General features: G+C 47.9%; 18 protein-coding genes and 2 pseudogenes. 17 read left to right on the top strand and 3 right to left on the bottom strand.

The window, feature by feature from the left end; genetic code table 11:
- Positions 1-118: 118 nt before the first annotated feature.
- The 14 genes and pseudogenes from AAYN39_RS17520 (at position 119) to AAYN39_RS17585 (ending at position 13,030) form a co-directional block, all read left to right on the top strand.
- Positions 119-391: an RAQPRD family integrative conjugative element protein gene (locus tag AAYN39_RS17520; protein ID WP_001686573.1), complete on the top strand. Its 273-nt coding sequence runs from the start codon at positions 119-121 to the stop codon at positions 389-391.
- Between the two features lie 5 nt (positions 392-396).
- The gene (locus tag AAYN39_RS17525) at positions 397-630 is read left to right on the top strand and encodes a TIGR03758 family integrating conjugative element protein (RefSeq protein ID WP_015899494.1); all 234 of its coding nucleotides are present in this window, start codon (positions 397-399) and stop codon (positions 628-630) included.
- A 26-nt stretch (positions 631-656) separates the two neighbouring features.
- Entirely contained in the window at positions 657-1,022 is a 366-nt protein-coding gene (locus AAYN39_RS17530) for a TIGR03745 family integrating conjugative element membrane protein (RefSeq protein ID WP_223228898.1), read from the top strand.
- 9 nt (positions 1,023-1,031) lie between these two features.
- Positions 1,032-1,406 (top strand): TIGR03750 family conjugal transfer protein, encoded by a 375-nt coding sequence (locus AAYN39_RS17535; RefSeq protein ID WP_000848326.1) that lies wholly within the window; start codon positions 1,032-1,034, stop codon positions 1,404-1,406.
- Positions 1,403-2,056: a PFL_4703 family integrating conjugative element protein gene (locus tag AAYN39_RS17540; RefSeq protein ID WP_000086082.1), complete on the top strand. Its 654-nt coding sequence runs from the start codon at positions 1,403-1,405 to the stop codon at positions 2,054-2,056. The genes AAYN39_RS17535 and AAYN39_RS17540 overlap by 4 nt, the downstream gene beginning before the upstream one ends.
- Positions 2,056-2,955 carry a TIGR03749 family integrating conjugative element protein gene (locus AAYN39_RS17545; RefSeq protein ID WP_001240640.1) on the top strand — a complete coding sequence of 300 codons (900 nt, stop codon included), beginning with the start codon at positions 2,056-2,058 and terminating at the stop codon, positions 2,953-2,955. The genes AAYN39_RS17540 and AAYN39_RS17545 overlap by 1 nt, the downstream gene beginning before the upstream one ends.
- Complete coding sequence (locus AAYN39_RS17550; protein ID WP_001165842.1) at positions 2,945-4,423, top strand: TIGR03752 family integrating conjugative element protein; 1,479 nt, start codon at positions 2,945-2,947, stop codon at positions 4,421-4,423. Before AAYN39_RS17545 ends, AAYN39_RS17550 begins: the two co-directional genes overlap by 11 nt.
- Positions 4,410-4,859 (top strand): TIGR03751 family conjugal transfer lipoprotein, encoded by a 450-nt coding sequence (locus tag AAYN39_RS17555; protein ID WP_000244536.1) that lies wholly within the window; start codon positions 4,410-4,412, stop codon positions 4,857-4,859. The genes AAYN39_RS17550 and AAYN39_RS17555 overlap by 14 nt, the downstream gene beginning before the upstream one ends.
- 122 nt (positions 4,860-4,981) lie before the next feature.
- A pseudogene (locus AAYN39_RS17560) lies at positions 4,982-7,694 on the top strand (conjugative transfer ATPase).
- A gap of 154 nt (positions 7,695-7,848) precedes the next feature.
- On the top strand, positions 7,849-8,235 hold the full coding sequence (locus AAYN39_RS17565; protein WP_000054770.1) for a hypothetical protein: 387 nt from the start codon (positions 7,849-7,851) through the stop codon (positions 8,233-8,235).
- A 154-nt stretch (positions 8,236-8,389) separates the two neighbouring features.
- Positions 8,390-8,782, top strand: coding sequence for a TIGR03757 family integrating conjugative element protein (locus AAYN39_RS17570; protein ID WP_000821941.1), 393 nt, complete (start codon positions 8,390-8,392; stop codon positions 8,780-8,782).
- The gene (locus AAYN39_RS17575) at positions 8,779-9,747 is read left to right on the top strand and encodes a TIGR03756 family integrating conjugative element protein (RefSeq protein ID WP_000838927.1); all 969 of its coding nucleotides are present in this window, start codon (positions 8,779-8,781) and stop codon (positions 9,745-9,747) included. Before AAYN39_RS17570 ends, AAYN39_RS17575 begins: the two co-directional genes overlap by 4 nt.
- Positions 9,748-9,794: 47 nt before the next feature.
- Positions 9,795-11,192, top strand: a complete 1,398-nt coding sequence (locus AAYN39_RS17580; protein ID WP_014341560.1) for an integrating conjugative element protein — start codon at positions 9,795-9,797, stop codon at positions 11,190-11,192.
- A gap of 332 nt (positions 11,193-11,524) precedes the next feature.
- Entirely contained in the window at positions 11,525-13,030 is a 1,506-nt protein-coding gene (locus AAYN39_RS17585) for a conjugal transfer protein TraG N-terminal domain-containing protein (RefSeq protein ID WP_000213770.1), read from the top strand.
- A 35-nt stretch (positions 13,031-13,065) separates the two neighbouring features.
- Here AAYN39_RS17585 and AAYN39_RS17590 read toward each other — a convergent pair whose 3' ends face one another.
- The gene (locus AAYN39_RS17590) at positions 13,066-13,455 is read right to left on the bottom strand and encodes a hypothetical protein (RefSeq protein WP_000993574.1); all 390 of its coding nucleotides are present in this window, start codon (positions 13,453-13,455) and stop codon (positions 13,066-13,068) included.
- A 223-nt stretch (positions 13,456-13,678) separates the two neighbouring features.
- Complete coding sequence (locus AAYN39_RS17595) at positions 13,679-14,038, bottom strand: hypothetical protein (protein ID WP_010989293.1); 360 nt, start codon at positions 14,036-14,038, stop codon at positions 13,679-13,681.
- 287 nt (positions 14,039-14,325) lie between these two features.
- On the opposite strand from AAYN39_RS17595, the gene AAYN39_RS17600 reads away from it, so the two are divergent.
- Both AAYN39_RS17600 and AAYN39_RS17605 read left to right on the top strand, forming a co-directional pair.
- On the top strand, positions 14,326-15,573 hold the full coding sequence (locus AAYN39_RS17600) for a phosphoadenosine phosphosulfate reductase (protein WP_001283066.1): 1,248 nt from the start codon (positions 14,326-14,328) through the stop codon (positions 15,571-15,573).
- A complete protein-coding gene (locus AAYN39_RS17605; protein ID WP_000502502.1) occupies positions 15,558-16,199 on the top strand; it encodes a ParB N-terminal domain-containing protein in 642 nt (213 codons plus the stop codon). The genes AAYN39_RS17600 and AAYN39_RS17605 overlap by 16 nt, the downstream gene beginning before the upstream one ends.
- Before the next feature lie 144 nt (positions 16,200-16,343).
- On the opposite strand, the pseudogene AAYN39_RS17610 reads toward AAYN39_RS17605, so the two are convergent.
- Positions 16,344-16,952, bottom strand: a pseudogene (locus AAYN39_RS17610) (DUF1062 domain-containing protein).
- A 1,265-nt stretch (positions 16,953-18,217) separates the two neighbouring features.
- Here AAYN39_RS17610 and AAYN39_RS17615 point away from each other — a divergent pair.
- Entirely contained in the window at positions 18,218-19,138 is a 921-nt protein-coding gene (locus AAYN39_RS17615) for an integrase domain-containing protein (protein WP_000907593.1), read from the top strand.
- Positions 19,139-19,701 lie beyond the last annotated feature (563 nt).

Consider the following 19,701-nt stretch of genomic DNA (forward strand, 5'->3'; position numbering starts at 1 on the left):
GCATCTCCTCCCTGATTTCGCCACTCTGTTGTGACAGACGTACTCCATGAAACAGAGGTGGTAATGCAAAGATGTCAATTATCTTCCAGACCTTTAAGGGTTTTTACTCGTCCTCAGTTTGTTCTCTCTGCCAGAGATGGTCAGTGCAGCTGAAAAGGATGAACTGGCCCTCGCTCTCAGGCAGCTGGACCAGGTCCAGTCTGCGCTTGAACGCGCGAAAATTGTAGCGGTACAGGACAATTCTGACGGGCGTTTCTTCTTCGACTATGAGCGGGCAACACGTGATTTGAAAACCATGAAGCAGGGGATTGAAACTTATCTGGAGCCTTCCCGGGCACAGCCAAGAGACAAAGGTTCTCTTGTTGGACAATACAGGAAGGAGCAGCCCTGATGGCTATGAATTCTGAACAGGCAAACGCTTTTAAAGCAGGGTCAGGTATCGACCCTACGGTACTTAATAAGTTTGTTCTGGGTTTTGTTCTGAGCGTTCTTTTTTTGTGGTTTGCCTGGTCGGTATTAGTTGTGTTTCGTGGATGGCGGGCAGGAAAAGTCACTGAGCAAAATGCTCTCCATTTTTTTATCAGTACGGCCATTTTGGTTGTGTTTTCAGTATGGATGTTCGCCAGCTGAATAATTTGTTTGGTTAAAAGGAAAACATGATGCTTTCAAAGAGTAAACATGGGTTAAGAGTACCACTTCCCTGTCTTTTGATTCTGCTGTTACTGGTGGCGAGCTTCTCCTCTCATGCAGGATTACCTACGGTCAATATTCCCGGTGGGGGCGGTGGGGGTGACATGATGCAAACGATCAAGCTTCTGTTTTCTGGGTTTCTCGTCCTGATGGGGCTAATCATTTGTGCTGTCGGATTTTATATGGTTTCCGGCGCTATTCTGGCGACATTCTCAGAAATACGCTCCGGTAAAGCAGAATGGGGTAAATTTGTTGCGATTGTCGTTGTCGGTATAGCCATTCTCGTTGTCATTGTCTGGTTGTGTACTGAAGCCGCGAAGATTTTGAATTGAGGTGGCCTCATGAAAACAATCGAGTTTTTACCGGACAGGCTGAATGCCGAAACGGTAGTTTTCAGAGGGTTTACAACACCAGAACTGGGCTATGCAGCACTTATTGGTGCCGTGTCAGGCTTAATTTTGTCTCTGATAATGATGCTTGTAACGGGGATCGGCTGGCCAATTATTCCAACCTGTACTCTTATCACTCCACTGATATTTATTTTTATCGGTGGACGCTTTCTGGTTCGTTTTAAACGTAATAAACCCAATTTTTACCTCTACCTCCGGATTCAAAAAATACTGAGCCATATTGGTATCGGGAGCAAAGTTCTGGTCCGTCATGATCGACGCTGGTCATTACGCAGGAGTAAGCCTGTACGCAAGGGGGGAATATGAGCCGATTTCGCCATGCTCTGAAGGATCGCGATCAGCATATTTTGACCCTGAGATTAGCGTGTGGAGTTCTGCTTCTCTTATTGATTCTGGTTATTACAGGATGGATGCGGGCGCCCAGTGACCTGACAATACATAACCCGCCAGATTTACGCAGCGGGAGTACGCGTAAATGGTGGGAGGTCCCTCCGAGTACGGTCTACAGCTTTGCCTTTTATATTTTTCAGCAAATTAATGCCTGGCCGAAGGACGGAGAAAAAGACTATCCGATGAAAATTGCCCAGTTGAGTCCTTATCTTACGCCATCATGCCAGGATTTTTTGAATAAGGATGCTGAGCTACGGAGTCAAAAAGGTGAGTTGCTTGATCGCGTTCGCGTCGTTTATGAGATCCCCAAACGTGGTTACAAACCTGAAAGTGTCATCATTGAGAGCGATGACAGTTGGGAGGTCAGTCTGGATTTGGTAGTCGATGAATACTATCACACAGAACCTGTAAAACGGGCACTGGCCAGATACCCCCTGCATATTGTCCGCTGGGAAGGTGATCCGGAGCGCAATGCTTTTGGTCTGGCGCTTGATTGCTATAAAGGCGTCCCACAACGACTTGAAGCTGCAGTGGTCCCTGAGCCAGAGAAAAAGGGGATGTTTTAATGGCGATGTTTAAAGTCCTTAATTTTAAGTGTAAATGGTGGCCGATAATTCTCCTTTTATGGTTTTCATCAGCACAGGCTGTGGAGCTGATGAAATGGGAACGGATCCCTCTGCTTATTCCACTTTCTGTTAACCATGAGCGAATTGTCTTTGTCGACCGCAACGTTCGTGTAGGTTTTCCGGCAATGCTCAAAGGTAAACTGAGGGTTCAAAGCAGCGGTGGTACGGTTTATTTACAGGCCAGCGAACCTTTTGAACAGACCCGACTTCAACTGCAGGATGTTGAATCGGGCGAGATTATATTACTGGATATTGCTGCCAAAAATGACAATAAGGCGCTTGAGCCTGTTCGCCTGGTTTATTCGGGAGAAGTGTTATCGGTGAGCGAAAAAGGAATGGAAACGGGTTCTTCGTTGCCAGTCGCCTCTTTGGATACAGAAGATAAAAATCAGACTGTCAGAAAAACGCCGGTGTACAGTGCTCCATTGCCAGTGGTGTTGACTCGTTATGCTGCACAAAGTCTGTATGCCCCTCTACGCACTGTTGAAGCTGTACCCGGAATTCATCCGGTAAATTTACGCCTTCCCTCGAGACTCACAACTTTATATCCGTCTGAGAATGTAGTTGTTTCGCCAATAGGGGCATGGGGTATTCAGGAACTGAATGTTGTTGCACTGAAAATCCGGAATCGTTCTTCCTCCAAAGTGATACTTGATGCCCGGACTTTATCAGGATCGTTTGTCAGTGCGACTTTCCAGCATCGTTGGCTTGGGGCGGCTGGTACGCCTGAAGATACAACAACTCTTTATCTTGTGATCAGAGGGCGCCCTGAGAATGCCTTTATTGCTGAACCTGCAGTATTGCCGGCAGTAAAAAAAGGGGAACAGCATGCAAATTAAAGCCAATGGCCTGATGAAGGTTTTACTTCCAGTATTGATCGTGGTGGTTTGTTTTATTGGCGTTAAAGCCTGTGGTTTAAAAGATACTACTGAACCTGAACCCGCTAAAACCACTAATGCATTGACTGAGTTGAGCCAGGATGATTTGAAAGCACTGGGTATTGAGGGGGATACGTCAGCAGACACGCTACGTACACTTATTGGAGCGTTGCGTGATGTCCGGGCCCGCCAGGCTGTGCTGGATGAGCAAAATAAGGCACTCATTTCTGAAAATAATAAGCTCAAGGGTGAGAATTCATCGGTAGGACTCCAGATATCAAATGCTGTAAATGCCGCAAAACAGGAAACGAACGAGGCTCTTGAAAAACAGAAAACGTTCCTACTGGAGAAGCTCAATGACCTGACCGGAACACTGAAATCCCAGGGACAAAACACTGACATGGTGTCGACAGGTTCGTCTTCAGGAACCGATTTCCCGGTTGGCCTTGGACTGGATCCAGAGAATGCATCCTCTGCAACTCAGGGGGAGGTGATCTGGATATCTCCTCAGGATGCTAAAAAGACAGAGGGTCAAAGCCAGAGTGATAATGATAAATTCACCTTTCCCACCTCTTTTCTGGATGATAACCCCGTCAGTCGTCAGCGAGCTGAGTACGATCGCGTTGTTAAAAACAAGCAGGAACTGGACGGAAACGGTGCAGAGTCCGATACACGGCCTGTTTATACGTTGCCTGAGAACTCAACCCTGGTAGGCAGTAAGGCGATGACGGCATTAATTGGTCGTATACCAATTAATGACAAAGTCACCGATCCTTATCCATTTAAAGTCCTGATCGGTAAGGATAACCTAACTGCAAACGGTATCGAATTGCCCGATGTTGAGGGGGCTATTGTTTCCGGGACTGCTACAGGGGATATGGTGCTTTCGTGTGTCAGAGGAACGATACATTCGATCACGTTTGTTTTTTCCGATGGACGTATAAGAACACTTCCCAGACCCGTAGCAAACACTCAGGGCAACAATAATGACAACGCCGGAGACAGGGGCAGCATTGGCTGGATATCAGATAACAACGGAATTCCCTGTATCAGTGGTGAGCGCAAATCTAATGCTTCAACTTATCTGCCAACGGTTGCGTTACTGGGGATGGGAAGCTCCGCAGGTGATGCGTTAACACAAAATCAATATACCACTCAGAACAATGTGAATGGTGGGGTGACATCAGCCTTAACCGGCAATGCGGGGCAGGCGGTACTGGGGCAGACGCTGGGAGGGGGATTTAAAGAAGTTACCGACTGGGTTAAACAACGTTACGGACAGACGTTTGATGCGGTGTATGTCCCACCTGGTGCAAATGTCGCTATTCATATTACTCGTCAACTGGCCGTTGATTATGAAGACCATGGTCGTAAGGTTCGATATGACTTCAGCTTGCCCGGAACAGGAGGCCATTATGGTCTTGACTGATAATCAGAAAATCACTTCACGTACAGTGAAAATAACTCCCGTTTTATTTTTTATAGCGGGCATGTTCAGTGTCGCGCTTGGTGGATGCTCATCCAGCAAAGATGAATTATTGCCTCCGGGAGACAGTTCAATGATGGAGCTCTGGCAGGGGAATGCTCCGACATCTCACGCCGTTGTCAAAGGGCGGGAGACTCTCAGGCGGAGTCTTTCGTCTCAGGAAACACTGGCTTCAGGGCGTATTGATGAAAGCTACAGCCGTACTCAGGAGAATGAGCTGAGCCAGATTTTCCCCCGGTTACCTAATCCGGATATGGTGATGTACATATTTCCGCACTTGGCTAATGGAAATACGCCTGTTCCTGGCTACAGCACTGTCTTTCCTTTTTATGCTCAAACCCAGTATGCGCTTCCTGGTGAACGGACGGAGGCACTGTGATGGTCAGTTTTTCTTTGTTTAACAAAAACAGGCTGAAGTCATCTTCTCCCCGGGAGCCTGACGAGTTACCGGAAAGTGACTTTGCTGTTCATGGCCGTGACCCACTGAAACGCCCGGGCATGATGAGTCACGCTGATGAATCCCGTTTATACGAAACCCGTCCGTCCATTATTGATTTTTTGCCCTGGGCCGAGTACCTGAGTCGCGAGCAATGTCTGCTGCTTGACGATGGCCAGTCTGTCGGTGCGGTATACAGTATATCGCCAGTGGCATCAGAGGGGCGCACAGCTGCCCGTCTGGAAGAAATAAGGGATTCGGTTGAAGATGCACTTCAGGACAGCCTTGAAGAGTTTGATTCTAACCCATGGGTAGTACAGTTTTTTGTCAGGATGAAACTGACTTCAGTGCCTATATGAATCGGTTAGCCAGTTACATCAAACCGCATGCTCAGAGGACGGCATTTACGAAGGCCTGGCTGGCTGAAACAGAACAGCATCTGCGAAATATCACCCGGCCGGAAGGTTTGTTCACTGATTCACTTGTCACCGGGGTTCCCTGGCGGGGACAAAATCGTTCCGTCAGGATGGTGGTATATCGATACCTGCCAGCGAATTACAAAGATGATTCGCCGGTTGCCGCTCTCAACCAGGTTTGTGAGCGCCTGACTTCAGCCTTATCTGCAGCCGGCGTTCTGAGTGTCCGACAGAATGGCGAGCAGATACATCGATGGTTGTTACGTCACTTCAATCCTGAGCCCGACTGGATAGACAAAGATACGCTTTACCGGGAGGCTCGTTATTATGATGATGCACCTGATTCATTGCCTCTTGGCAATGATTTCACTGAGACGTTGTGGTTTAACCCTCCACGTTCTGATACCCGAAATGGTGTGTGGTGGTTTGATAATGTGGCGCATCGTGCCGTTCCTGTTGAAACATTACGTCGCCCTCCGGGACCCGGTCATCTGACGGGGGAGGTTAAGCGTGGCGACAATATTAATACTCTGATGGATTTATTGCCTGAGGGCACAATGGTATCGCTCACTATTGTGGCGCAGGCTCAGGACACGCTGGAAGCCGGGTTTGACACGCTGGGTAAAAATGCAATAGGGCAGAACACGGAATCCAGGCGGACCCGTAGTGATGTGGAGCAGGTGAAGAGTTTGCTGGGCATGCGTCACAAACTTTATCGTGCATCGATAACTTTTTTGATGCGTGCACCTGATGTCAGTGAGCTGAATAAAAAATACAGCAACTTACCGCTACATTGCTGACTGCGGGGCTCCAGCCCACGAAACCTGAATACGAAGTGGCGCCCCTGAATGACTATTTGCGAGCGCTTCCTATGTGTTTTAACCCGCAACTGGATAAAAAAAACTGGTATACCCGCCTGACCTGGGTTCAGCATCTGGCTGGATTGCTTCCCGTGACCGGTCGCAGCCAGGGAACCGGACACCCCGGGTTTAGTTTTTTTAACCGTGGCGGAGAACTGTTGTCTTTTGATCCCTTAAATAGTCTGGACAGAACGCAGAATGCTCACCTGTTGCTTTTTGGTCCGACCGGGGCGGGTAAATCAGCCACCTTATGTAGTGCGTTATCACAGTTAATGGCCGTTCATCGTCCACGCCTCTTTATTGCCGAAGCCGGCAACAGTTTTGGTTTGCTGGCGGAGTATTTCCGGGGGCTGGGACTGAGCGTAAATGTACTGAGTATCAAACCTGGCTGCGGTATTTCTTTACCGATGTTTGCTGATGCTCATTCCTTAATGCGAGTAGATCCAAAGAAAAACGTGGTTTCTGAGGAAGCTCTACCTGAGCTGGAGCCAGCCAATACCGACAGCGCAGAAGATGAAAGTGAAGAGCGTGACATTCTTGGCGAAATGGAAATTGCAGCCCGGATGATGATCACCGGTGGCGAGAAGCGGGAGGAGGAACGTCTTACCCGGGCTGACCGCGGTCTTATTCGTGAAGCTATCATGATGGCGGCGGAGAAAACATATCAGGACGGACATCAGATGCTGGCTGAGGATTTACAGGCTGCCCTGTGGAATATCTCACGTGATAATTCCATTGGTGCAAATGGCGAGCCTATGCGGAATCAGTCCCGTCGCGATCGTGCTGCTGAGATGGCAGAAGCCATGGCCATGTTCACTCAGGGATTTGAGGGAGAGTTATTCAACCGTCCGGGAACACCATGGCCAGAGGCTGATGTCACACTGATCGATTTAGGTCATCTGGCACGTGAAGGCTATGGTGCACAAATGGCGCTGGCGATGGTCTCTTTAATTAACACGATTAACAATATCGCCGAACGTGACCAGGGAACAGCCCGGGATATTGTGGCCGTATTTGATGAAGCCCATATTTCCACGACGAATCCTTTGTTGTCGCCCTATATGACCAAGGTTGTGAAAATGTGGCGAAAACTGGGGGCATGGCTGTGGCTGGCGACACAGAACCTCGAGGATTTTCCTGATATTGCGCAGAAAATGCTGAACATGGCTGAATGGTGGTTGTGCCTGGTTATGCCTCCCGATGAGGTGGAGCAGATTGCCCGTTTCAAAACCCTCAGCGAGGAGCAAAAAGTTATTTTGCGATCAGCCAGTAAGCTCAAAAACTGTTATACCGAGGGCGTCGTTTTATCAAAGCAGGTTGAGGCACTGTTCCGGGTTGTGCCTCCCAGTCTGTATCTCGCCCTGGGGATGACTGAAAAAGAGGAAAAAGCGGAACGTCAGCGGCTGATGCGAGAGTATCAGTGCAGTGAGCTTGAGGCAGCGATCCGGGTGGCCCGCAGGCTGGATGAGGCACGGGGTTTTTGTCCACAAAAAGCGGCCTGAAAAAACAATTCCTGAGCCACGGGCAATGGCCAAGCCCTGTGACCAGTTTTACCAATATCAGAGGAGTCATTGTTATGTCATCAGAGTGGTTGTCCGGGGAGGCTGGACGTGAAGGATCTCTTTTGCTCAATGATGGTATTTCAATGGGGGGATTATGAGCCTGTTAAAGCATGAGCAATGGTTAATTCTCGGTGAAGATGAATCGCATCGTATTCCGCCTGATGCGCTGCTGGGTTTGCCTCCGCAGGGTAAAGCGTGGATCCGCAAGGAACATGATGAGGATATGAGTCGTCTGACTTCTCATATTCAGGGAGCTCTTGGCAATACTTATCGTGGGGTTTGTCATCCACAGCGTATCGGGCATCGTGCCTGCCTGGCAATCCATCTTGAGAATTTACGCGGAAAAAAGCTGGATATATTAATTACGGTAAGCGGAAAGACAGCATTACCTGCGGAGGAAAGTTACGTTAATCCCCGATGGTACATCGATGTTGCCGATGCCGCAGATGCCCTTTATCTGGCGCTGTGGCTTATCAGGTAGACAGGTACACTCGCCGGCGTAAAAGCCGGCGTTTCATATTCCGCTTCCACATATTCTGAAGCGGGGAATTATTAAAAAGCAAAACAGAGTTTATTACTGCATTACCTCTGCGTTTTTCGCACGCTATCCGGATAGTTATCGTCAGGAGCGTGGCATGAAACGAATCCTCTCTTCGCTGATATTAATCAGCTCCTTTTCTGCAAGTGCGCAAATCGTTGTTTACACCGACCAGGGGCATCCTCCGGTCGGTGTAACACCGGCTATCCGGGTTGTTTATCTCGATGCCAGCGAACGCTGGCTGCAGCAACAATTTGGAGAGCTTTCTTCTGATCCTGAACAGGCTGTCAGACAGGCTCATTCTCTGCTGAATTCTCCTGACTGGAAGAGACGGCAAAAAGCGCTTATCGAACATTACAGGGGAATGATTGAAGCATGGCAGCTTGGTTTACTGAAATATCCGGCGGTGGTTTTTGACAACCGTGACGTGGTTTACGGGACTGTTGATATATCCCGGGCAGTGGCGCTGCGCAGGGGAGAGAATCAATGAAATCTCTTCGTCTGAAGCGAGCGTTACTGTCAGTCATGCTTATCACCGGCGGCATGGAGGTTCAGGCTGCGTTGAACACTGCCTCGATTGTGGCCAGCAGTATTTCTCCGTCGTGTATCAGCTGGAGAATCAGCGGTATCTGCTACTGGCTGATGTGTACCCCTTTCGGTTGTACAGTAAAAACCTCGATAAAAGTGCATCACTTTATTCCGGAAGCTGTTGTTTCGACTTATCAGGCGTCTGGTGGAAATCCGTGGACCGAAATGTCATTAGTGAGTCAGACGGCCGGAGGGGTAGAGAATGCTGTAACGGGGGCGTTATCCGGGCTTGCTGCCGGTGGCGGAAACCAGGAACAGAAATTCCCGGGTACCCGTAAGAGTAATGTGCGATTTAAATATGCAGATGCCATTGGCCATCCTTCAACATCGATTATTGGCGGCCAAATCCCCGGTTACTCATGCAACAGCGCCGCCACACCACTGGTACCCTATTTTCTTAGCACGCTTGATACGCTTGCCTGGCGTACTGGTGTTCCTGAATCGGTTTATCCTGAGGCACTCATTCCTGGCAGACGCGAAATCGGCTCCACATCGGCACAAAATATATGGGGAAATCTCTATCCCCGAAGCGGCTTTGTTACTCAGCAGGATGACTACAAATCCGGGGCAATCGTTGCGCAGCGTGTAGCTGACATTATCACCCGAACTAACCAGATCCACGTCTATAAGCCCCTCACCGGAAACCCGTCTGCCGGTTACTGGCCTCCCGAACCTGTTAAAGAGAATACCGGCACGCAAAATCATAAATGGCAGCAGTTATCACCAACGCTCTCTATGTCATGCAGCGTATTCCCGGATACAGGAAAAATTGCGGAAAACGGTAATTACGCCTGGACACTCTGGCAGCCATATAGCTGCTGTAAACGCCGTGGGCAAACATTTCTCTATAGCACCGACATAAATTAAGTGGAGTATCGAAAATGAGATCTCAATCCATTTTATCCGTCTGTCTCATGCTGGGTATCGTCAGTTCGGGACCGTTAAGTGCTGCATTACTGGATGCCCCCACGTTGAGTGGTGATGGATATGGAAAGTCAGTAAATGGCGCGGTTAGTGACAAGCTGTTTTACAGCATTGGTGGTGGTTCGGTGATTTCCACTCCCGGGACGATGTACGGAATGAAACGTATCGGGCTGGATGCCGGACTGAGCAGTGATTTGATGTGTGGCAACTTTGATATAAAGACTACTGTCGGAAACCAGCTTAATGGCGTCACGAATGGTTTCAAAGATTTGATGGGGGATGTGATCACCGGTGCGACCGGGGCGGTCTCAAGTATGCCGGCGATGATCCTTCAGCGAGCAAATCCGGGTTTGTATGAAATGATCACCAATGGTGTACTTCAGGCAGGTCTGGCTTTTGACAAATCGAAACTGAATTGTGAAAGCATGGCCAACAAGCTGGCTGATTACACTTTGGGTGACAAGAGCAGCTGGACAGAATCAGCTGTGAGGGAAGAGTACAAGGAGGCGGTCAGTGCCAGTGGCGGGGATGCGCTGCGGGCAGAAGAGGCCAGAACCAAAGCTTCAGGTAAGGAGGGCGCTACCTGGGTAGGCGGGAAGAAAGCCGGAGGGAAAGGCCAGCCTGCCATTCAGCCAACGCGTGATCTGGCTAAAGCAGGATACAACATGATGAATAACCTGAGCGTTACCAGCAACAGCACGGTATCCGCCGGTAGTTGCAAGGGGTCAGCATGCCAGAAATTTAAAAACTCTGAAGAAGCTGCAGCAGCGGTCGTAAAAGTTCTGGGCGATCGGAGTATTCGCACCTGTAAAGATGCCACAGAATGCGGAAGCGGCGGGATTGATAATGCCCAGGGCACGACAATTGCCGGTACCGGTTTTGCTCCCATGCTTGAGGATACAACCAAAGAGAATCTGGAACAGCTGGTAAAGCTTGTAAATGGTACTGAGGCTCCGACTCAGGCCAATCTGGATAAAATTAAAAGTGGCAGCCTTAAGGTAACGCGTGGTGTCATCGATGCCCTGAAACGCGATCCTGATGCCGGTGCGTTGGTTCAGAGACTGGCTGGCGAACTGGCCATGTCCGACACGATTGAAACCGGTCTGGCGATGCGTCGCATGTTAACGACTGGCCAGTCTGAACCCAATGCAGCTGATCAGCCTCAGGCAATGGCTGAAGCCGATCGCCGTATTGAAGCTCTCGATCGTGAGCTTAACTCTCTTAAGCTGGAGATGGAACTGCGTCGGGAAGTGGCAAAAAATACCGCGCTGGTTGTGGTTGCGCGCGAAGAAAATCGTTCGGTCACCAATCCTCAAAAAGAATCGCAGACTAATGCTGATACCCGGCTGAGTGAGCTTGAAACGCGTAAACCAGGGGACAGCCAATGACACTGAGGATCTTAATCAAAACAACTTCATTTCTGAGATTTATTCTGACGCTTGTGTTCATGCTGGTTATGCTTACGTGCCTGTCCCTTGCACTGGCTGATTTAGGGTTTCGTTATCAGTCTGAAATAGCCCAGTTCCGGATCTGGATGAAGGAAACCTGGTTGTTGTGGCTTCTGTGGCGGCTGATGCTTTACAGCGTGACTGGTTGGGGGATATGGCGTTGTTATCACTCCCATGGCTCTTCTCAGGCTCTGCGTCAGAGTCTTCTGCGGATTGCTGTCGTTTCTGTTGGTTTCGTCGCGATTTGCGAATATTCAGTGTTGAGGTAGAAGATGACGACATCGAGCTATCTTGAGTACATCCTGACGATTCTGGGCTGGGTTGTTAATAACGGTTTGTGGGATGTTCTGACAGGCACGGGACTTTTTGCATTACCACTGGGCTTTAAAATCATTGGTATCTGGATCAAAACACGGGAAGAAGGGGATGATGAGGGTAATAAAGGTATCCTGTCGGCCCGACGGATGGAACATGCTATTTACGGGGCATTTATCGTTATTATCGCCTGCTGTGTCCCCACTCAGACAGTGTCACTGACAACGCTGACGTTTGATACAACCCGTGCGAAACAGTGTGGTTTCTGGACACCGGTCAAGCCCGGGGATTCAGGCTACGGTAGTGTGGTTTCAACAATGAGTGGTATGACTGCATCTGCGCCGGTGTGGTGGGCATTTATGCATATGATTTCCAAAGGCGTCACTCAGGCGGCTGTGGCAAGTTTACCCTGCCGGCCAGACCTGCGGCAGGTGCGTTTTGACGTTCAGCATACGCAGATCACCAATCCTGCTCTGGCTCAGGAATTGCAGGATTTTACCAGTGACTGTTATGCACAGGCTTTTGCGTTATGGAAACGGCAGGATGCGGGGAGAACTACGGATATTGATGTACTCAGGGATATTGAATGGCTGGGGTCGAAAATATTTTTGAAGGATTTTTACCCGCAGCTGCATTCGAAGTTGCCCAGGTCAGCGTTCCCCTGGTCGCAAAGCCGCGATGACGGGTACGCAAATACCGGGCAGGGGGGGTATCCAACGTGTAGCGAGTGGTGGTCTCAGAACAAGACAGGCCTGAAATCCCGTGTGCTGGATACGGTAAATACCACCACGATGACACGCATGGCGGCAGCATTTAAGGGAATGGTCAGCAAAGAGGAATACACGGAAGCGCTAATTCGACGTCTGGTCAGTCCGACAAGTCTCTCTGTGTCACAGAATGGACGTACTTATGCAGGTTATGGCGGTAATGCCGATTTTACGTTAGATAATGCTGTAAATCGCATGGCTTCAGTGCTGGGGACCAGTGTGGGTGCCCTTGGGGCGTTCCCCGCATTTGATGCCATGCGCCAGGCGTTACCGATGGTTCAGGCACTTTTATTGATGGCCATGTATGTACTAATCCCCCTGGTGCTGGTATTCGGGACGTATGAATATAAGACAGTAGTCACTCTCACTTTTGTGACGTTTGGGATGCATTTTCTTACGTTCTGGTGGGAGCTGGCGCGCTGGCTGGATAGCTGGCTTCTGGAGATCATGTATGGTTCGGACAGCCATAGCCGATGGAATGTGGCCGGTTTTCAGAATAGCGCAGATGACCTGATCATGAACTTTGTTATGGGGACGATGTTCCTGGTGTTGCCGGCAGTGTGGATGGGGGCGCTTTCCTGGGCTGGGGTTAGAATTGGCGGCATTGTTGACACTAACTTAAATAAGGGAGTGCAGCCAGCTGGACAGCATGGTGGCAAAGTTGGTGATAAAATTGGCTCGGGAATAGCTAAATAAGAAATCGTGAAAGCACTGTAAATATTACAGTGCTTTCATAGGTCATCCTCATTATCTATCCTACTTGTTGGTATATGGCTATTTTCTGGGCCAGTGTATAGACCAAATCCCTCGCTTCCATCTCTCATTGAGCTTCCCCAAGAGTTATCGCTCCACGAGTCCGCAGAGTTTGTTCTTTTTCCAGGCCACGATGTAACCAGAATAAGTGCAAATATAAATAAGCCTAAGCTCACAAATAACAGTGAGCCAAAAATCACTGCAGCAAAAAGAATCCCTGTCAGGGTTGTCACCGGGAGATGACCAGTCCAGGCGGGCAGCTTATGCTCTCTGGCTTTTTGAACACAGAAATGGTCGAGTGAAATCAGCTTTGACTTAGCCCTTTTATAAAGCCTTGCGGCCCGGGCACCGCGTGCTTGTGCGTTCATTTGCTGTGCTCCTGAATGTGTGTATCTTCATAATTTAAGCATCTCAACTAGCGAAGAAAACATCAAGTTCATTGTGACGATCAATGTGGGGTTTTTGATTGGTTTAACAATTGTTGGCCGAAGAAAGAATGGACATAAATTTGTAACTCCTGAGTGGGGTGTTTACAGATTACCGAGTCATTAGCACCACCAACCAGGAGATTTAGTTTTGTTTAGTAAATTATTAAATTTTTCTTTTTAAAGCCGAATGTTTATTTGTCAGCTCACGCATTTTACTATCATAATCCTGTGCGGTCATGTTCCCTTTTTTCGTTCGTAACAACTCTATTTCAAGATCTATTTTCATAATTTCTTGATTTATCTTCTGTTTCTCGGCGATGGACTCTATGATTTTTTCACTTACTGATTTACGTGAACTTGAATCTGAATCATTACAATCCTTGTCGCGGGGTAACTTTGAAATCATTTGTGTGCCTTTTGTCACAGAATTATCACTGAAACAAGGAGAGGCTGAGACATTGAAAACCACAAGAGGAAATATTAAAGATGAAATTACACTAAACCTGTAAATACTTCTACACATAACCGATCCTTAAGAATTTCTTATGTATATAATAGTTATTACAATTTCAGACGGTAACGATAATACACCTGTTAAAATTAATTATTAAAGTGTTTGGAATCATCCTTGTGCATATATTAAGTGGCATACTGGAAACTCTGGTTTCCATTCTTTATATTCCCGTTTTCGGGGCACAGATCAAATATAATTAAGAAAGCACATTTTAATATTGTCATTTCACTAACAACTGAACTAATGCTTAGCAGGGTAATTATTCAACATAGCAGGGAGATGGTTTTCAGACACTCATGTCAGATAACGTCATTATGCAACGTAATCAAATACAGAAGATCAGAACCGGGGAGGATGTGCTGTCTGCGGTTACAGGCCGTGTGGAGTGGATATTTGATACCTTTTCTCAGGTTTGTCTGTCTTTTTCAGGTGGAAAAGACTCCACCGTTCTGTTTCATATCGCCGCCACAATAGCCCGCAGGAAACACCGGCGTTTCTCTGTCCTTTTTATTGACTGGGAAGCCCAGTATCAGTGCACGATTGAGCATGTTCAGAAAATGAAGGATCTCTACAGTGATGTGACGGAGACGTTTTTCTGGGTGGCTCTCCCGCTGACGACGGTAAATGGTGTTTCACAGTTTCAGCCAGAATGGGTCTGCTGGGAGCCCGATGTGGAGTGGGTGCGTCAGCCGCCGACAGATGCCATTACTGATACGACGTATTTTCCTTTTTACCGTTACGCCATGACATTTGAAGAGTTTGTCCCGGCATTTTCGACTTGGTTCACGGGCAATCAGTGTGGAGTGGCCATACTGACTGGCGTTCGTGCAGATGAGTCCCTTAACAGGTTTATAGGCCTTACCAGCCAGCGAAAGCTTCGTTATGCCGATGACAAACCCTGGACCACCGCCTCTCCTGAGGGGTTTTATTACACGATGTGTCCTCTGTATGACTGGAAAGCCCGGGACATCTGGATTTACCATGCCCGTACGGGCGCCATTTACAACCCGCTGTATGACCTGATGTACAGAGCCGGCGTCCCCCTGCGGAATATGCGGGTCTGTGAACCTTTTGGCCCCGAACAGCGCCGCGGTCTGTGGCTTTATCATGTACTGGAGCCTGAGACCTGGGCGCGAATGTGTGCCCGCGTCTCCGGAGCGGCCAGCGGGGCCATTTATGCTAATGAAAGTGGCGCTTATTTTGCCCTGCGCAAACGCATCTCCAGACCAGCACATCATACCTGGCGCAGCTATGCCATGTTTCTTCTTGATGTCATGCCACAAAAAACAGCCGAGCATTACCGGAACAAGATAGCGGTATACCTGCGCTGGTATCAGACGCACGGTTATCCGGAAGATATTCCGGATGAACAGGAGAATGACCTGGGCAGCAGGGATATTCCCTCCTGGCGTAGGATATGCAAGACACTGATTAAAAATGACTTCTGGTGCCGGACCTTATCTTTCAGTCCTAATAAGCCCCGGCATTACGAACGTTACCTGGAGCGTATGAAACAAAGGAGGAAGGAATGGGGGATATTGTAACCAGGGAACAGGTGGCCAGTCTCATTACCCGGTATTTCAGTCAGCAGCTTTCAGATGACGAAAAAGTGGCAGCCCTCAATCATTTTCGCCTGACACTTCATGAGCTCAGCCCCTTTGCCCGGGAGCCTGTGGACCTGGTGCTGTGGGTGAAAGCCAGCGAAGTGGTGGCCAACGATTACAACCCCAATGTTATGGCTGCCGGAGAGAAAAAATTGCTGCAGCACTCACTGCAGGAGGACGGCTTTACCCAGCCCGTCGTTGTATCTGAAGAGAAAGGGCAGTACCTGGTCGTGGATGGTTTTCACCGGCAGTTGCTGGGCAGACGCGAGTCAGGAGCAGGAAAACGCCTGAAAGGCTGGTTGCCCGTCACCTGTATCAATCCCGAACGAAAGGGGAAGGCTGAACGAATTGCCTCGACGATCAGGCATAACCGCGCCCGAGGGAAGCATCAGATAGCGTCGATGTCAGATATTGTCAGAGACCTTGCCCGTCTCGGATGGGCAGATGAACGTATTGGCAAGGAGCTGGGAATGGACAGGGATGAAGTTCTTCGTCTGAAGCAGATAAGTGGACTGACAGAATTATTTGAAGAAGAGGACTTCAGTCCGGCCTGGACGGTTCGCTAAAGTGGACAGCATCTTATCGCAAATAAAACTATTTCGGCCGGTGACCTGAATTATTATTTAATGATTACCAATAAAGATTTCCGTATAAGAACAGGGGGCATTTTGCCCCCTGTTCTCCCGGTTATAAAAGCAGGTTAAAAGTTATTAAGCCTGTATCAACTTAATTCTGCGTCTGGCATAGAATGTTTCCTCCGTTATCTCAAGACAATATTAAGTCTGCCTTAACTTTCTCGATTTAAGCATTTTTGCCGTAACGCCAGTTATCTGCCCGGAGTCTATTCGCCTCCTGATATCTGCCGAACTCAGCATAAGTTGTATTTTCATTATGGACAGCAGGCTTACCTGGAAAGAGCGGGTTAACCTGATTCGGACACATATCTGATATTGCCTCGTTATACTGGTCAGACAGCGCTCCTGAATACGGAAATCAAGTTGACCTGATAGTTTTGCATTGTTTTGCTTCAGAACAGCAGTGTCATAGGCAAAATGCCTGATTGTGGATTCATCGTTTGTCATCAGCCGGTGATGAAGTTCCTGATTTATTTTGCTTACAGGAAGGCGGGAATACAGCGCTATATTCCAGGTGTAATCGCAGTGAGTACATTTATAGATACTCCATACGTCCAGTATTTTCTTTTGTGAATTAATCCTGAATGCACCTGACGGCGTGAAGTCTCTTTTTACATTGCATGACGGACAGCGTTTTGCGATGTGCTGATACCCCACAGGAGTGACAGTCCATGTTACTTTCATAATTAACCTTTTTTACCCATACAAAACCGGATCTGTATGGAACGGACCATAGAGATTTGTGTGTGAAAAATAATCAGAAGATATTTTTCAGTGGGTTAAAAAAAGATTTCCAACACTACCATCCTGTCAACGACTGAAGCGATACGATCAGACTATCAAAGAAGTCTTCTTCAGATATATGCGTTAAATTAATATTGGCGTCGTAACCCGCAGGCTTGCCTTTGATGAAGCGGAATATGATATTTAGCCTTTTAAGCAGGGGGGAGTTGTATTGATCAACGTGGCATCAATGATCTACTATACGAACGTTGTAATGGTGCATTAGCTGCACCCACCAATGCCCCGGTGATCTGAGAGGGGCGCCTTCGGGTGATTGCATACCAATGTCACCGTAGCCTGAGAGGTGGCGCCTTCGGGTGGTACAGCCCTTTAATCTTTGGAAACGGCTGTCGTGTACTTCTGCGACGAAGATATTTTTACTACATGTAAGTACCGTTTTTCGGTATCAGATTTTTGACCTGTCTTCACGAACAGTGGACGATCGCTTCTTCTTTCTACGGTTTTATACCGTATCTTTTAGTACTCACTTCTTAAGCCTCCGTGCTCAGACAACCTTTGCATGTACGGGTATGCCAGCCATTTGGCGCGACGAACGTCGCAACATTTGGGGCATCTTCCGGACGATGCATTGGACAGTTTGAGTATACGCGGCGTCACTTGCGTTCGAGTAAAACGAGAACCAAGTGACGCCGCAAGGCGTAAAACATCTTCAGCACGTATTTCCTGATCTTCCGAACAGTTTAAAAAGTGCATTCGTTCGTGAAACCAGTTTGAGGAATGCGCTGAAAAAACGTTTTCTACAACGCCCGTCGCGTCCGTTTTCCACGGACGGCCGCTCAGGGCCCGTGTTTAACCCGTTGTTAAGGTTTCATCTGTGAAGCTTAACGTAATGATTAATGGAGGTTTTATCGTCATGATATTGAGGCGTCAGTAATTACTGACGGGGAGTTAAATTCGCCGTACTGCGTACTGGTTGAACTCCTGCAAAAACTCAACATAGCGCTACCCTGCTACACAATATCAGACGAGTCAGGAAGACGAACGCACCGACACGCAGGGAACGTCTGTGATGACGAAAAACTAATATTTCCAGCTGGTTATGACAGTTCATTTCATGAGTGAGAACTATCGACAAGTGTTCTGACTGATGGGATGCGCTGAGGGATTAGTGTGTCTTTTTTCACCAGTGTCATACAGGGGGCAATATGGCAGGGAAAACAGCTCGTTCAAAAGTGGAGAAATTCCGTCGCGATTTTGTGACCTTAGCCCGGGATGCCGGCAGGGCATACGCGACGGCTGCAGACAGCATGCGTATCGCGAAATACTTTCTGAACTACCTTCGTGATAACGGTATTAAGCTACGTCATACCGACAGTATTAAAACACGTCATGTCACCGGATATCTCCAGTTCAGAAAATCACAGGGGATTTCCGTGCGGACAATTCAGAATGAGCGGGCTGCTATTCGTGGCGTTTTGAATAAGGCGGGACGTTATAAGCTGGCAGACCCGAATAATCCGCTCCTGAGTAATAAGGCTCTTGGATTAGAAAAAAGTAGCAGGTCGGGAACAAAATTACCGTTAAGCCCGGAAGAATTTCAAAAGGCATTTAAGGAGGTTGAGAAAAGCAACCGGGGGGTTGCAGCAACAATGTTACTTTCTTATACGCTGGGTTTAAGAACTAAAGAGGCAGTGGAGTCCTGTAAATCCGTGATGACATGGAAACGTGCTCTTGAGTCAGGGGAACATTCAGTTCGTGTAATTTTTGGTACGAAAGGAGGAAGAGGACGAAATACGCTGATTGTTGATAAGGACGCTTTAAGGCATGCAATAAATTATGCTGAAAAAGTAATGAAGGAAAATAACGGTAAATTGATTGATCGTCCTGATATTCGTAAGGCGATTGATACCTACCGTTATCATGTCAGACGTGCGGGTCTGACAGGTGAAAAAGCACCTCACAGTATGCGTTATCATTTTTCACAGGAAGCTCGGGAATATTATGAGAAGAATGGTTTTTCTGGTAAGGAAATATATGCTCAGGTGTCAATGGATTTAGGTCATGGAGACGGAAGAGGGAGATATGTAAAACAGGTTTATTTCAGAGATGGTACTGAAGATGAGTAACTCATGTTCAGTCGATGAGGCAGGGAATGTTTTTTAGGGATTTGCTGATTCTAATGAGGGTTTACATTAATTCATAAAAGCAGATACACAGAAAGTGATTATTTGCGTCAGTATGAAAGATTGACTTTCAGTGGAGTGTTTTTTAGTACCTGAAATTTCCAGCTTTATCTCGTGCAGACTTCTCATGTACCTGTCTTTAGCACGTTAAAAAACTTCAGTTACGGTCTTGAATTTTCATTCTCGCTCTGGTTAATATGATAGCGCTTAAAACGTTGCCTTAGGCAACCACCAATGTTCCAGTGATCTGAGAGGAACGCCTTTGGGTGATCACATAACCAATGTTCCGGCAATCTGAGAGGAACGCCTTCGGGTGATTGCACACCAATGTCACCGTAGCCTGAGAGGTGACGCCTTCGGGTGGTACAGCCCTTTAATCTTTGGAAATGGCTGTCGCATTTTTTGCGATGAAGATATCCTCAACATTCACACTTCGATACTCGTCTTTCAGCATTTCCGGTGGGAAATCTTCCCACTGTGGCAGGTTTTATACCGGTATTCCGGGT

Source organism: Salmonella sp. K21076 (genome assembly GCF_039650795.1).
Taxonomy (GTDB): domain Bacteria; phylum Pseudomonadota; class Gammaproteobacteria; order Enterobacterales; family Enterobacteriaceae; genus Salmonella; species Salmonella enterica.